Origin of the sequence: Paracoccus sp. SJTW-4, from assembly GCF_047716885.1 — a bacterium.
GTDB lineage: Bacteria > Pseudomonadota > Alphaproteobacteria > Rhodobacterales > Rhodobacteraceae > Paracoccus > Paracoccus solventivorans.
Genome location: NZ_CP136681.1, coordinates 1350588 through 1363823 on the forward strand (window position 1 = coordinate 1350588; position 13236 = coordinate 1363823).

A 13236-nucleotide genomic window follows, 5' to 3' on the forward strand; every position below is an offset into this window, starting at 1 on the left:
ACTGGTCCGCAGCCCACCCCGGAAGGGTCCAGCGGGTGCACAGATCGAAAGTCCATCCCCGCTGGGCTTCGACAGACCTGCCCGGAGCCACCCCGAAGTCACCCCCAGGCCGATCCTCTAGGGGGGTTTACTTGCGCCCAGTGTTCACGATATGTTCCAATTATGTGGGGTATCCAGATACCACACTCCAACATCGAGAAATGGAGCACGACATGACCGCCTTCGCCACCCTTGACCCGACCTGCTGGACCTTCGCCTTTCACCCTTCGCTGGCCGATGCCGAGGCGGCGGCGGACGCGAAGGATCACCTGATCGCGCAGTCGCCCGAATGCCTGTCCGGCCTCACCGCCGCCGAAGGTGCCGCCCTGTTCGCCGCGACCGCTGCCCCCTTGGGCATCGCGCCGGTGAAGCGGTTCGCCAGCCGCGACGTTGCCGCCCGCCGCATCTGGGAAAACCTCGTTGCACTCTCCGCTGCCCCCGCTGTGCCGGAGGCTGCCGCCGAACCCGCGCCCCAGCCCGCCGTCCAGCCGAAGGCGAAGGCCCAGCCCTCGGCACAGAAAACGCCGCGCGGGATGACCGTCGCGCCGAAGGCTGAGGCGCGGGCCTGCCGGGCGGGGACCAAGCAGGCGATCCTCGTGGACCTGCTGTCGCGCCCCGGCGGCGCGTCGATGGCCGAGCTTCGCACCGCCCTCGCCCCGTGGCAGGACAGCACGATCAAGTCGGGCCTGTCTTGGGATATGGGCCATCAGAAGGGTTATGGCATCCGCACCACCCATGAGAACGGCTATCAGCGCTGGCTCGCCACCGATTATGAAGGCATGGGCACGTTCCGCGCCGACAGCCACCCCGACGATGTGAGCGAGGCGGACAAGGCTGCGCTCTTGGCCGACAACCTCGCCAACGGCTACAACCCGGCGGAGTTGTTCGCCGTCTATCACCTCGTGCTGCCCGAGGGCATGAAGGCCCCGGTCCCGCATACCGGCATGATGATGGAGGCGGCGGAATGACCGGGAAACGCAGTATCCGCCGCACCGTCCGGGGCAGCCTCTGCGGCTACATCGGGCGGCGCTTCTGGGCCAACTTCGGGGAGGCGTTCGACCCCGCCGCCGAACGGCGCGCGGCGGAATGGCTCGCCGGTCGCGGCAACATGGCCGACAAGATGCAGGACTTCATCCCCGGCATGGTCGAGGGCCAGGTGGAGTTCTTCCATGTGGCCGAGGACGGCGCGGTGATGCGCTGGTGGATCGTGCCCGGTTCCTATGGCCCGAACAGCCACGGCCCGGCGGCGGACCATCCTCTGGGCCGCAACCCCTCGCCGGGTTGGTATTGGCGGGGCGGTGCGCCGGTCGGCTGCGATCCGAGGGAGCTGGACCTGTGACCCGCCGCGCCGCCCTGTATGCGAGGGTATCGACCGCCGACCAACACACGGACGGCCAGATCACCCGCCTCCGCGAAGTTGCTGCCCGCGCGGGCTGGACCATCGCCGCCGAGCACGTTGAGGTGATCAGCGGCGCGGCCAAGACCCGTCCCGAGTTCGACCGCATGATGGCCAGCGTCCGCCGTCGCAAGGTGGACGTGATTGCCGCCGTGGACCTGACCCGCCTTGGGCGAACCACCATCGGCCTCATGCACCTGCTTGACGATCTTCGGGTGGCGGGCTGTGACCTGTATGTTGATCGGGAAGCCCTCGACACCACCACGGCGGCGGGTCGGATGATGTTCACCTTCATCGCCGCCATCGCCGCCTTCGAGCGTGAGCTTCTGATCGAACGCACGAAGGACGGCATGGCCGCCGCCCGGGCACGAGGGTCGCAGATCGGTCGCGCCCCCGCCGGTGAGGGCATCATCGCCGCCATCCGGTCCCTTCGCGCGCAGGGGATGGGCATGGACCGCATCGCCAAGACCCTGAAATGCGGGAAGGGCCTATCGCAGCGCGTTTGCCAAGAGTTCGACAAGGAGGCCGCCAATGCCTGATCCACTGGACCAACTCCCCGCCTGCCGCGTGGTGGATAACCGTGGCAAATCCATCTACCGCGTCGGGGCCAAGGGCCTCAAGATTGTCGAGGAGCTTGCCGCCAGAGGGTGCAACATCACGACCATCGCCCGGGCACTGCGCATGTCGCGGGACAGCTTCATCGCCGTGCGACGCAGGCAGCCCGAGGTCGAGGAAGCATACATTCGCGGCCTTGCGGTCGAGCATGACGCGCTGGTCAGCAACCTGCGCACGATGGCCGATGACGGCAACTTGGTCGCCAACATCTTCCTGCTGAAGTCCCGCCATGCCTACCGCGAAGGCGAACCGATGGAGGTGAACCTGAACGTCAGCACCGGCGGCGTCCTCGTCGTGCCGGAACGCCTGTCGGTCGAGGACTACCTTGCCCAGAAGCGCAGCGACGGCGAGCTTGAGGGACCGGGCGAGATGATCGACGTGACGCCCGCGCTTCCTGACGATGACCACCACCCGACCGGAACCCGCATCACGCGGCGCGGGGATTGACTATGCGCGCCCTCGCCCTGCTTCTGGGCATCGCCGCCTGCGGGCCGCTGCCGCCCGACACCATCACCCCGACCGAGGCCCGGGGCCTTGCGATGCTGCGCGATCTTCGGGCGATGGACCCATGCGAGGCCGATGCCCTCTGCCGGGAGGTCCGCTGTGGAAACACGCGCTGAGGTCTACACCAACGCCGCCGGGCTGCTGGTCCGCCTAGGCTTCGCCGCCCGGGTCGAACCGTCCTTCACAAACCCCCGGGAACCACGCCCCGTCATCGCCCTTGTCACCGACGCGCCGCCCGTGCTGATCGGTCATGCCATCTCGCAGGTCGCCGCCGATCCCGAACCGCATCTGCCGACCACATCCGCAAACGCCCGCAAGGCCGAGACAGGCGAACCGCAGTTAGCTTGGTGGGTCTGACCCCGCAACCGAACCCCCGGCGGGTGTCCGATCCGCCCCTGCGCAACCGCCCAGCCCCTTGGGCTCCGGCCTGCCGATCCGGCGACCCCCTCGCGGGGTGGCCGTCAACTGCTTGAACAACAACGAAAACCGCTCTGCGAGGCACCATCCGCGCGGTATCCTTCGGGTAATGGCGCACCAATGGTGGTGCCGCCCGGCAAAGGAGCCTCGCATGGCCGAACCGGCCCTTCTGATCCCCCAGACATCCGCCATGAACACCGCCGAAGTCGTTTCGCTGGCCGAGGTCGCGGCGAAGCGCGCCGAGAAGTTTGGCGCGCTGATCGACACGCTGGACGCCGGCATTGCCGCCCGTGCCGCCGATGCAGCCGAGGCGATGGCCCGGGCAGGCTTTCCGCCTGACCAGCAGCGCGCCGGGGCCGAAAAGGCCACCGCGACCGCCCGCGCCGAGATCACCAAAAACAGCGAGGACACCCGCTGGACCGCGCTGCGCAAGCTTAACGCGGCGGCGGACAGCATCGCCGCGACCGCGCCGCTTTGGGCCAGCCCCGTGACCGTCCTTGCCCGTCATGGCCTCGGGACGCCCGAGCGCAGCCATTTCCAGCAACAGCTTGCCGGGGCCGGGCCGGTCGAATTGACGAACATGGCGCAATTCGCCGCCGCGACCGGCAACAAGGTTCTCGGGGCCGCTCTGGTGTCGATCATCGACCGGATGCCTACCAAGGCCCGCCCGTTCAGCGCCGCCGATCTGGCCGACCGGCTGGTGGGCGAGGAGACGCGGGCGATGCAGGCGGCCATCGCCACCATCCGCACCGCCGCGCAACGGGCGCTGGTGCGCAACCGTGAATGGGAGCGGGGCCGGGCGAGCCCGCTGGACAAGATCAAGCTCGCCCTGACCACGCCGAAGGAGTGACCACATGGCCCTATTCCTGATCCACCGCCCGCGCGGCGCTGACCATCTCAAGAACCCGGCGGGCCTGCATGGCGCGCTGGTCGATGCCGCGAACGGCCCCGCCGCCATCGCCGCCGCAAACGCCCTCGCACCGGGGCTGAACGCGCCCTTCGCGGACTATACCGCCACGCAGGTCGCCGCGACCGCGCAGGGCGGCTTCGTCGCGGCGCTGATCGAGGGCGAGGTGGTGGGCACCGCGTATCAGACCCGGAGGGGCGCATGACCGATGCGGAAATCGCCTCGGGCGGATACCAGCACCTGCTGACGCCCGAGCTTCGGCTGGCGCATGAGGCGCTGCTCCGCTGGGCCGAGGAATGCGAACCGGACGGCTGGCCCACACCGGCCTCTGTCCTGCGGTTCGCGGCCTGCTACGGCGTGCCCTCGGCACCCCTCGGGGCCTTGTTCGGGCTTCTGTCCTATCGCCACGGGCGGCAGACGGCATGGGTGGACGACTTCCGCCAGCCCGGTTTCGCCCGCATGGTCGGGGCCGAGAAGTTCGGGCGGTCGGTGATGGCGTCCTACGGCATCTTCCGCGCCGCCGATGCCGTCCTGCGCCGCGAAGTCCTGCACTGATCCGCCCGCGCCGCTTCGATCTCCGGCGGCACGGGCGGTCAAGCCCGGCGCGGGCGATCCGCGCCGGGCTGCTTTGTCAGAGGGCGTGATCACGACGCCGCGTCATCAAACACCGTCGGTGGCGGGAAATCGGGTGCAGACGGGGCGCGCGGGTCCACGGCATAGAAATACCCGGACGGCCCTCTGCGCACCTGACCGAACCGGATCGAAGCAAGGGGCAGGATCATATCCAGCCGCGCCTCCTTATTCATCAGGCGGATGAACACCTGCTCTTTGCGGTTCTTCCCCCAGTGAATGGCCTTGGCATTCACCGCGCAGCCGTTGCCATACTCGTGCTCGACCACGATGCAGATCGAACCCGCCGCATCTATGCAGGCGGGGTGCCCGCTGCCGTTGGGGTTGCGGTCGAACATACGCGCCGTGGTGGCGTCGAAGTTGACAGATTCCATTGGGTAGCTCCTCGCTATAACCGGCCCAGCTGGCCGTGCAGGAGGTTTCCTATTTTATCTGTTAGATTGCTGTCAGGCTTATTCGGGACCAGTCCCGGCGGCTATTGACGTAACTCAGAAGAATGCCCGCCGCCCGCCCACGACCGGCTCCCATCGCGGCGCGGCCAGAACCAGCCCGACCACCTCGGGCGGGATCGCGGTCACGAGCGCATCGACCGCGATCCTGCCCCACGACCATGCGCGCAGCCCGTGGGCAATCTCCGCCTCAAACCCCATCATCCCGAGCGCGGCGCGGGCGACAACTAGCTCCATCATGGTTCCCCCAGTAGGCTGACCGTTAGGGGGCGGGGATAACTGGCGCGCTGTTAACGTCCTGTTAAGCAGTCCGGCAAGTCACGGAAATCATTCACACTTATCCCCGGTTTCCGCTTTACCGGCTGTGGAGCCGCCGGTTAAGACGGGGTTAATGGACCCTTTTTGTTCCTGTGGAGGCGTGGCGTGAAGCATCGGGTGACGGTGGCGAATGTATGGTGGGCCGAGGCCCAGAGCCTCGCGGAAGCGCGCGACCTTGCGCTGGCCGAGGCGGGCGCGCTGGCCCTCTCTCTGGGCTGGACGGTCGAGGCCCGTGTTACGGACCCCGCCGGGGCCTTCGCAGGGATTGCCCTTGGGCGTCCCACCGGCATCGCGGAATGGCTGCCGCTGGGCTCGCCTCGCGCGCGGGCGGCGGCTTAGTCCCCTAGTAACAATGAGCGAACACGGGTAAGACCAGACCATGATCAGACTGCCGCACCCCATCCCATATCAGGGAAGCAAGAGAAGCCTTGCGCCGATGATTGGCCGCTACATCCCTCGGGGCGTGGCGACCTTTTATGAACCGTTCGCAGGCTCTGCCGCCATGACCATTTACGCCGCCCACCACCGTTTGGCCGAGCGGTTTGTCGTGGCGGACAGTCTAGAGCCAATGGTGGACCTCCTCCGGTCTATTGTGGACGAGCCGGAACGGACGGCAGCGCGATACCGCGACGTTTGGGAGGGGCAGAGACCGGGTGAGTTGGGGTATTTTAACGAGGTTCGGGACCGCTACAACAGCAAGCGTGACCCGGTTGACCTGCTTTACCTCATCTGCCGATGCGTCAAGAACGCTATCCGGTTCAACGGTAGCGGGCGCTTCACGCAGTCGGTGGACAAGCGCCGCCTCGGGATGCAGCCCGACAAGATGCGGGGCGCGATCATGGGTGTCTCCGCAATCCTTCTGGGGCGCACGGAGTTTCGGGTTGGCGACTGGAAGGAGACGGCAGCAGACGCCGCGCAGGGTGACTTCGTATATATGGACCCGCCATACCTTGGGACTTCCATCGGGCGGGACAAACGCTATCACCAGCAACTCACGCAGGACGAGCTTTGCGAGGGCCTTGAGGGGCTGATGGCCCGGCGCGTCCCCTTCGCCCTATCCTATGACGGTATGACCGGCGGGCGGGAATACGGACCGCCGCTGCCCGCCAGTCTTGGGCTTACGCGCCTGCTTCTCCACGCGGGGAAATCCTCACAGGCCACGCTTTCGGGCCGCAACGAGGAGACGGTCGAAAGCCTATATGTCACTCCCGGTCTGGCGGAGCCTGTCGCAGGGGTGATCCGTCCCCGTGCCTTGCAGGAGAGCCTAGCCCTGTAGCAGCCGCTTGACGAGGGCGGCAACGCTCATGCCCTCGCGCGCGGCCCGCGCCCGGAGCCGGTCGAAGGTTTCGACCTCCGCGCCGCGCCATTCAATGTCGAGGCGACGGACCTCCTCAAGCGCGACATGGGTGTAAGCCTCCGGCGATGCCCAGAAACACGTCCGGCACACCTCAACATCAAGGTCTACACGGGCGTTTCGGCAGTTCTCGCAGGACCACGATTTGGCGCGCTGGCTTGAAGCGTCCAGCAGCATGTAGTCTTCCGGGCGTTCCTCGCTGAACGCAGCATCGCCCGCGACCTGATAGGGCACCCGGTGATCAATCTGGAGATAGCGGGGTTCAAGTGCTTCCTGCGTGAAAGCGTCTCGCGCGCCATATCGCGCAACCAGAAGCGCCTTGAACGCTTTCGAGAAAGGTTTGCGCCCATCAATCCGTCCCGCCCGGATGTCGTCGGGGTTGCCGAAGCGGTAGACGCCGATCTTGCGCCCCGTCTTGGCTGATACTCGATCCCGCGTCATCACGATGGGGATGCCCGCTTCCTTCACGTCCCCGGCCACCCGAGGCGGGTGGTCATAGCCGAGTTCGTTCAAGTCCTCAGTCGAGCACTCGCCATGCTTCAAAAGGAAGTCGATCAGCGCGCGGGGACGCTTGGCTGTCACCTTCTCACAAAGCGCAAGGATACGTGGATCAACAGCTAGATTCGACATGAGGTATTGATGCCACATGTTGCGCGAAGCGGGAAGCGCCCTATTGTGGCCACTGGAAGGCACAACATGGGGGTGGCCATGAGGTTCTCTGAGATATTTGGGATCGGCCTTGAGCAGCCCCAGTTGGATTTCGTTGACATTGAGCCCGACCGCGACCTGCCGCTGTTCATTGATCCCTTCGCAATCTCCCTCAAGGGGGACGCTTGGTCTGAGGCCTGCCATCAACATATATCCCACTTCTTCCAGACTGCGCTCGATCATATCCGAGCTGGGCGCGATCAGCAGGCGCGACTGATGTTGAACGGCCTCAGCGAGCCGAACGAAACCTGCCTGGGTCTATCGCGGGGCGCTCCGGCTGGGCGAGGAGTGGGCGGAAGGCAGGCGTTCGACCTGTATGAGAGCCTTGCCGCATCGCAGGCGGCGCAGAACGGATTGCTTGAAGAGCTTGCAGAGTGTGATCTGTTCATACCTGGCATCGGCAGTGACAAGATTTCCGACATAACGACGAACATCATCCGGCGACCGCTGATCGAATACACCCAACAGCAATGCGCCCTACACGGCATCGCGTTGAACGGGACTTTCCCCTCTGGGCGTTATTGGGACATGGATGCCGGGGCGTGGCGACAGGAATACGTCAGGCTCCCCATTGTGGCTCAGAAGCGTCTAATACTTGTGCCGAAGTATACGGTGCGGCGGAAGATGGCTCTGGATTCACAGGAGTTCTATTCGCACCACATCTTGAACTTCATCCAAGAAGAAGAGTTTGAGCGCCGCTCTCCCCTCGTTAGGGTGCTGGCAAGCGGCGAGCGACGGCCCCCAACCAAAAAAACACTGAAAGAGCATTTTCCCTTCTCGAAAGACTTTGTTGCGAGATTTTCGGAAGCGCACCCCGATGTGTTGGATGGCTACAAGCGATTCTATGCCCAGATCGAAGGCGCGCAGGGACCACTCCGCCATCAGGATTTCGACAGTGAGTTTGATGAGGCGATGTTTGCTCGGGCACTGGCTGCGGCGTTGCCAAACATACCGCCGGGAAATGCCGATGCCGACCGATACCATACCTTCATCATGGGTGCGCTTGAGTTCATTTTCTGGCCGAATCTGATCTATCCCAAGAAGGAACACGAGGTCCACGAGGGCCGAAAGCGCATCGACATTGTCTACACTAATGCGGCACAGGACGGCTTCTTCTGGCGGGCGCATACGGCACACAACGTGGCCTCTCGCATGATCATGGTCGAGTGCAAGAACTACAGCAAAGACCCTGCGAACCCCGAGGTTGACCAGTTGTCAGGACGATTCGGGGTAAACCGGGGACAACTCGGCATGATGCTTTACCGCACAGTTGATGACTATGAGCGCCTGTGCGCACGATGCAGGGACACAGCGCAAGATGGCCGTGGCTTCATGATTGCTTTGGGGGATGCTCAGGTGATCGAGTTTCTGGACCTGATAGCGGAAGGGCAGCGGGTTGCTATCGACGCTCGCTTGCAGGCGATCTTCAACCGCCTGATCGGCTGATTTGTGACCGCCGCAAGGGAGTGTCTGCAAGATCGACGTAGACTGGCGTAAGACTGGGTGGGGTAACACGGGGTAACGAGCACATCCCGCCGCCCCATCCACCTAACCGCCTGATTTTCTTGGAGAGGATGGTGCTGTGAGAGAGGATTGAACTCTCGACCTCTCCCTTACCAAGGGAGTGCTCTACCACTGAGCTACCACAGCCGCCTTTTTCCAGATAGCTACCCCGGACGTTACCCCGAAGCAAGCGGGCTCTGGAAAAGCCCTTTAGTTTCCGCCGCCTAGCGCCCTAGAGCCGCCCCTTACCAAGGGAGTGCTCTACCACTGAGCTACCACAGCGCCGGCTGGTCCGCCATCGGACCGTGGGGGGCGATTTAGACGCAAGGGCGCGGGGGTGCAAGGGGGTATGAGGGGAAATCCCGGTTTCTCTGTCCGCGGGGCGGCGCGGGCCATGTCCGCCGGTCCGGCGCGCTGGCGCTGGACCTGGGCGGGCGGGGCGATTAATTGGACCGGATGGACAAGGACCGTCACCCCGGCAGGACCGGCCGCACGCGCAGCAACCCCGGCGCCGACGACCGCGCGGCGCGGCAGGCGGCGGCGCTGCGGGAAAATCTGGCGCGGCGCAAGGCGCAGGCGCGCAGCCGGGCCGGGATGGCCGGCGGCGAAGACGGCGACACAGGCAGCGGCGGCGCCGCGGCGGGCAGAAACATAACGACCCCGACCACCGAAACCCGGGGCGATAGCGAGGACTGATGGATACGATTCTGGTGCGCGGCAACGGTCCGCTGAATGGCGAGATCGAGATCGCGGGCGCAAAGAACGCCTGCCTGACCCTGATGCCCGCAACCCTGCTGACCGACGAGCCCCTGACCCTGACCAACGCCCCGCGGCTGTCCGACATCCGCACCATGACCGAGCTGCTGCGCTCGCTGGGGGCCGAGGTTGCGGATTTGCAGGACGGCCGCGTGCTGGCGCTGTCCAGCCACGCGCTGACCAGCCACCGCGCCGACTACGACATCGTGCGCAAGATGCGGGCCTCGATCCTGGTGCTGGGGCCGATGCTGGCGCGCGACGGGCAGGCGATCGTGTCGCTGCCCGGGGGCTGCGCGATCGGGGCGCGGCCGGTGGACCTGCATCTGCGGGCGCTGGAGGCGATGGGGGCGGAACTGGACCTGCGCGACGGCTATGTCCACGCGAAAGCACCCTTGGGCGGGCTGCGCGGCGCGGTGATCGAGTTTCCGCTGGTCTCGGTCGGGGCCACGGAAAACGCGCTGCTCGCCGCGACGCTGGCCCGCGGCACCACCGTGCTGAAAAACGCCGCGCGCGAGCCGGAGATCGTCGATCTCGCCCGCTGCCTGCGCCGCATGGGCGCGCAGATCGAGGGCGAGGGCACCGATACCATCACCATCCAGGGCGTCGACCGGCTGTCGGGCGCCACCCACCCCGTCGTCACCGACCGCATCGAACTGGGCACCTACATGCTCGCCCCCGCCATTTGCGGCGGCGAGGTCACCTGCCTGGGCGGGCGGATCGAGCTGGTCGAGGCGTTCTGCGAGAAACTGGACGAGGCCGGGATCAGCGTCACCGAATCCGAGCGCGGGCTGACCGTGACCCGCCGCAACGGCCGGGTGAATGCGGTGAAGGTGGTGACCGAGCCCTTCCCCGGTTTCCCCACCGACCTGCAGGCGCAGATGATGGCGCTGCTCTGCACCGCCGAGGGCACCAGCGAGTTGGAGGAAACCATTTTCGAGAACCGCTTCATGCACGCCCCCGAACTGGCGCGGATGGGCGCGCAGATCGAGGTCCACGGCGGCCACGCCCGCGTCACCGGCGTCGAAAAGCTGCGCGGCGCCCCGGTGATGGCCACCGACCTGCGCGCCAGCGTCAGCCTGATCCTTGCCGGGCTTGCGGCCGAGGGCGAGACCATCGTCAGCCGCGTCTACCATCTCGACCGCGGCTATGAGAAGGTCGTGCGCAAGCTGCGCGGTGTCGGCGCGGATATCGAGCGGATCAAGGAGCGGCCTGCCCATGCCGAGTGACGCGCGTTTTGCCGATGCCGGGCCCGATGCGGCGCTGGCGATCCGGGCCGAGGATGCGGACGACCTGCGGGTGCTGGCCGCGCTGGCGCAGGATGCGGTGCTGAGCGTCGCCGACATGGGCTACGACCCGAAATCGCGCCGCTTCAGCCTGCTGCTCAGCCGTTTCCGCTGGGAGGACGCCGACTCTGCCCGCCGCGAATCGCGTCCCTATGAGCGGGTGCGGGCGCTGCTGGTGATCTCGGACGTGCTGCGGGTGCGCCATGATGGTATCGACCGCAACGACCCCGGCACGGTGCTGTCGCTGCTGACGCTGGACTGGCAGCCGGGCGAGGACGGCACCGGTCGGCTGGTGCTGGCATTCGCCGGCGACGGCGCGGTGGTGATCGACGCGGAATGCCTGTCGGTCGACCTGCGCGACGTGGCGCGCCCGCATCGCGCCGCCTCGGCACAACTGCCCCGGCATGACCCCTAGGCCGCTGCTGTGGCGGCTGACCCCGGCCGACGCCGGCCCCTGGCAGCGCATCATGCAGGGCGCGCTGGCGGAATTGCAGGGGCTGTTCGCCAGCGACTGGGCCGAATGGCTCGACCGCCCGCAGGATGAGTTCCGCGCTGTGCTGGAACGCGCCGATTGCTGGGCCGCTGGCTGGGCGCAGGGCCAGCTGCTGGCCGTCGGACGGTGGGAGGCGCTCGAGTCCCCCGGCACCGCGACGCTGATGGGGGTGTATGCGCTGCCCGCCGCGCGCGGTACCGGACTGGCTGCGGCGCTGGTGCGCCAGCTGGTCGCACGGGCCGCGGCGCAGGGGCATCACCGTATCCAGCTGGACGTGGTCGCGACCAACCAGCGCGCCCTGCGGTTTTACCGCGGTCTGGGCTTTGCGCCCACCGCCACCCCGCCCCTGCGCAACCCGCTGGGGCTGGACGAGTTGGAACTGGCGCTGCAGCTGCCCCGCCGTCTCGCCGCTTGAGCCGCGCGGGGGCGCGGGGTAACAGCGCCCAACCGCCCAGTTTTCGGAAAGCCGCGCCATGCCCGTCACGCTGAACACCGCCGACCCGGATTTCGAGCGCGGCTTTGCCGCGATGCTGTCCGCCAAGCGCGAGGATTCCGCCGATGTCGGACAGGCGGTGGCCGCGATCATCGCCGATGTCCGCGCCCGCGGTGACGCCGCGCTGGTGGAACTGACCAATCGTTTCGACCGTAACGATCTTTCCGCCGACGGGCTGCAGTTTTCCGCCGCGGACATCGACGCCGCCTGCGCGCAGGTCCCGGCGGATGACCGCGCCGCGCTGGAACTCGCCGCCGCCCGCATCCGCGCCTATCACGACCGCCAGCTACCGCAGGACACGGAATGGACCGACGAGACCGGCGCCACGCTGGGGTGGCGCTGGACCCCGGTTTCGGCTGCGGGGCTGTATGTGCCGGGGGGGCAGGCGAGCTATCCCTCGTCGGTGCTGATGAACGCGATCCCCGCCCGCGCGGCCGGGGTGGAACGGCTGGCGGTTTGCGTGCCGACCCCGGGGGGAGAGATCAACCCGCTGGTGCTGCTGGCCTGCCGCATCGCCGGGGTGGACGAGATCTGGCGCATCGGCGGTGCGCAGGCCATTGCCGCGCTGGCCTATGGCACCGAATCCATCCGGCCGGTAGACAAGATCACCGGCCCCGGCAATGCCTATGTGGCGGCGGCCAAGCGGCAGGTGTTCGGTCGCGTCGGCATCGACAGCATCGCCGGCCCCTCCGAGGTGCTGATCATCGCCGCGGGCGCGCAGAACTCCGACTGGCTGGCGCTGGACCTGCTGGCGCAGGCCGAACACGACGCCGACGCGCAGGCGATCCTGATCACCCCCGATCCGGCGCTGGCGCAGGCGGTGGCCGCGGCGGTGGACCGCATTCTGCCCACCCTGCCCCGCGCCGAAATCGCCGGGGCCAGCTGGCGCGACCACGGCACCATCATCCTGACCCGCGACCTTTCCGAGGCCGCGGCACTGTCCGACCGCATCGCGCCCGAGCATCTGGAGTTGTGCGTGGACGACCCGCAGGCGCTGGCTGCGCAGGTCCGCCACGCCGGCGCGATCTTCCTGGGCGCCTGGACGCCCGAGGCTGCGGGCGATTACGTCTCGGGGCCGAACCACGTGCTGCCCACGGCACGCTCGGCGCGGTTTTCGTCGGGGCTGTCGGTGATGGATTTCGTCAAGCGCAGCACCGTCTCGGCGTTGTCGCCCGCGTCGCTGGCGACCATCGGCCCGGCCGCGGTGCGGCTGGCGCTGTCCGAGGGGCTGTCGGCCCACGCCCGCTCGATCGAGGCGCGGCTGGAAACGCTCAACCGCGGTGCCTGACGGTTTTCGCGCTTGAAACCTTGCCCGCTTGCGGGAATCGTGGCGGCGCCGGCCCCGTGCCGGCCAGAACAGGAACAGCCGAG

The 13236-nt window shown here is 67.1% G+C and carries 20 protein-coding genes and 1 tRNA gene; 17 read left to right on the forward strand and 4 right to left on the reverse strand.

Going from position 1 to position 13236, the window contains the following annotated elements:
* Positions 1-212: 212 nt before the first annotated feature.
* The 9 genes from RSP45_RS06620 to RSP45_RS06660 all read left to right on the forward strand — a co-directional run bounded on the left by RSP45_RS06620 (position 213) and on the right by RSP45_RS06660 (position 4433).
* A complete protein-coding gene (locus tag RSP45_RS06620; protein ID WP_415393709.1) occupies positions 213-1007 on the forward strand; it encodes a hypothetical protein in 795 nt (264 codons plus the stop codon).
* Positions 1004-1378 (forward strand): hypothetical protein, encoded by a 375-nt coding sequence (locus tag RSP45_RS06625; RefSeq protein ID WP_415393710.1) that lies wholly within the window; start codon positions 1004-1006, stop codon positions 1376-1378. Before RSP45_RS06620 ends, RSP45_RS06625 begins: the two co-directional genes overlap by 4 nt.
* The gene (locus tag RSP45_RS06630) at positions 1375-1974 is read left to right on the forward strand and encodes a recombinase family protein (protein WP_415393711.1); all 600 of its coding nucleotides are present in this window, start codon (positions 1375-1377) and stop codon (positions 1972-1974) included. Before RSP45_RS06625 ends, RSP45_RS06630 begins: the two co-directional genes overlap by 4 nt.
* Entirely contained in the window at positions 1967-2497 is a 531-nt protein-coding gene (locus tag RSP45_RS06635) for a hypothetical protein (protein WP_415393712.1), read from the forward strand. The genes RSP45_RS06630 and RSP45_RS06635 overlap by 8 nt, the downstream gene beginning before the upstream one ends.
* A 2-nt stretch (positions 2498-2499) precedes the next feature.
* Positions 2500-2670 carry a hypothetical protein gene (locus RSP45_RS06640; RefSeq protein WP_415393713.1) on the forward strand — a complete coding sequence of 57 codons (171 nt, stop codon included), beginning with the start codon at positions 2500-2502 and terminating at the stop codon, positions 2668-2670.
* A complete protein-coding gene (locus RSP45_RS06645; RefSeq protein WP_415393714.1) occupies positions 2654-2911 on the forward strand; it encodes a hypothetical protein in 258 nt (85 codons plus the stop codon). The genes RSP45_RS06640 and RSP45_RS06645 overlap by 17 nt, the downstream gene beginning before the upstream one ends.
* 112 nt (positions 2912-3023) lie before the next feature.
* A complete protein-coding gene (locus RSP45_RS06650; protein WP_415393715.1) occupies positions 3024-3821 on the forward strand; it encodes a hypothetical protein in 798 nt (265 codons plus the stop codon).
* Between the two features lie 4 nt (positions 3822-3825).
* Entirely contained in the window at positions 3826-4083 is a 258-nt protein-coding gene (locus tag RSP45_RS06655; RefSeq protein ID WP_415393716.1) for a hypothetical protein, read from the forward strand.
* Positions 4080-4433, forward strand: coding sequence for a hypothetical protein (locus RSP45_RS06660; RefSeq protein ID WP_415393717.1), 354 nt, complete (start codon positions 4080-4082; stop codon positions 4431-4433). Before RSP45_RS06655 ends, RSP45_RS06660 begins: the two co-directional genes overlap by 4 nt.
* An 89-nt stretch (positions 4434-4522) precedes the next feature.
* Here RSP45_RS06660 and RSP45_RS06665 read toward each other — a convergent pair whose 3' ends face one another.
* Positions 4523-4882 (reverse strand): hypothetical protein, encoded by a 360-nt coding sequence (locus tag RSP45_RS06665; RefSeq protein ID WP_415393718.1) that lies wholly within the window; start codon positions 4880-4882, stop codon positions 4523-4525.
* Between the two features lie 114 nt (positions 4883-4996).
* The gene (locus RSP45_RS06670) at positions 4997-5197 is read right to left on the reverse strand and encodes a hypothetical protein (protein ID WP_415393719.1); all 201 of its coding nucleotides are present in this window, start codon (positions 5195-5197) and stop codon (positions 4997-4999) included.
* 183 nt (positions 5198-5380) lie between these two features.
* On the opposite strand from RSP45_RS06670, the gene RSP45_RS06675 reads away from it, so the two are divergent.
* Positions 5381-5614, forward strand: coding sequence for a hypothetical protein (locus tag RSP45_RS06675; protein WP_415393720.1), 234 nt, complete (start codon positions 5381-5383; stop codon positions 5612-5614).
* Positions 5615-5654: 40 nt separating this feature from the next.
* Positions 5655-6551 (forward strand): DNA adenine methylase, encoded by an 897-nt coding sequence (locus RSP45_RS06680; protein WP_415393721.1) that lies wholly within the window; start codon positions 5655-5657, stop codon positions 6549-6551.
* Here RSP45_RS06680 and RSP45_RS06685 read toward each other — a convergent pair.
* The gene (locus RSP45_RS06685; RefSeq protein WP_415393722.1) at positions 6540-7259 is read right to left on the reverse strand and encodes a hypothetical protein; all 720 of its coding nucleotides are present in this window, start codon (positions 7257-7259) and stop codon (positions 6540-6542) included. The genes RSP45_RS06680 and RSP45_RS06685 overlap by 12 nt on opposite strands.
* A 78-nt stretch (positions 7260-7337) precedes the next feature.
* Between RSP45_RS06685 and RSP45_RS06690 the strand changes: the two genes are divergently transcribed.
* Entirely contained in the window at positions 7338-8783 is a 1446-nt protein-coding gene (locus tag RSP45_RS06690; RefSeq protein ID WP_415393723.1) for a hypothetical protein, read from the forward strand.
* A 129-nt stretch (positions 8784-8912) separates the two neighbouring features.
* On the opposite strand, the gene RSP45_RS06695 is transcribed toward RSP45_RS06690, so the two are convergent.
* A tRNA-Thr gene (locus tag RSP45_RS06695) sits at positions 8913-8987 on the reverse strand.
* Between the two features lie 309 nt (positions 8988-9296).
* Here RSP45_RS06695 and RSP45_RS06700 point away from each other — a divergent pair.
* Genes RSP45_RS06700 through hisD form a run of 5 tightly spaced genes read left to right on the forward strand, consistent with a single transcriptional unit; the run spans position 9297 to position 13153 of the window.
* Positions 9297-9536, forward strand: coding sequence for a hypothetical protein (locus tag RSP45_RS06700; protein WP_415393724.1), 240 nt, complete (start codon positions 9297-9299; stop codon positions 9534-9536).
* Positions 9536-10822 carry a UDP-N-acetylglucosamine 1-carboxyvinyltransferase gene (gene murA, locus RSP45_RS06705; protein ID WP_415393725.1) on the forward strand — a complete coding sequence of 429 codons (1287 nt, stop codon included), beginning with the start codon at positions 9536-9538 and terminating at the stop codon, positions 10820-10822. The genes RSP45_RS06700 and murA overlap by 1 nt, the downstream gene beginning before the upstream one ends.
* Positions 10812-11294, forward strand: a complete 483-nt coding sequence (locus RSP45_RS06710; RefSeq protein ID WP_415393726.1) for a DUF2948 family protein — start codon at positions 10812-10814, stop codon at positions 11292-11294. The genes murA and RSP45_RS06710 overlap by 11 nt, the downstream gene beginning before the upstream one ends.
* The gene (locus tag RSP45_RS06715) at positions 11284-11787 is read left to right on the forward strand and encodes a GNAT family N-acetyltransferase (protein WP_415393727.1); all 504 of its coding nucleotides are present in this window, start codon (positions 11284-11286) and stop codon (positions 11785-11787) included. Before RSP45_RS06710 ends, RSP45_RS06715 begins: the two co-directional genes overlap by 11 nt.
* A 58-nt stretch (positions 11788-11845) precedes the next feature.
* Positions 11846-13153 carry a histidinol dehydrogenase gene (hisD, locus tag RSP45_RS06720; protein WP_415393728.1) on the forward strand — a complete coding sequence of 436 codons (1308 nt, stop codon included), beginning with the start codon at positions 11846-11848 and terminating at the stop codon, positions 13151-13153.
* Positions 13154-13236 lie beyond the last annotated feature (83 nt).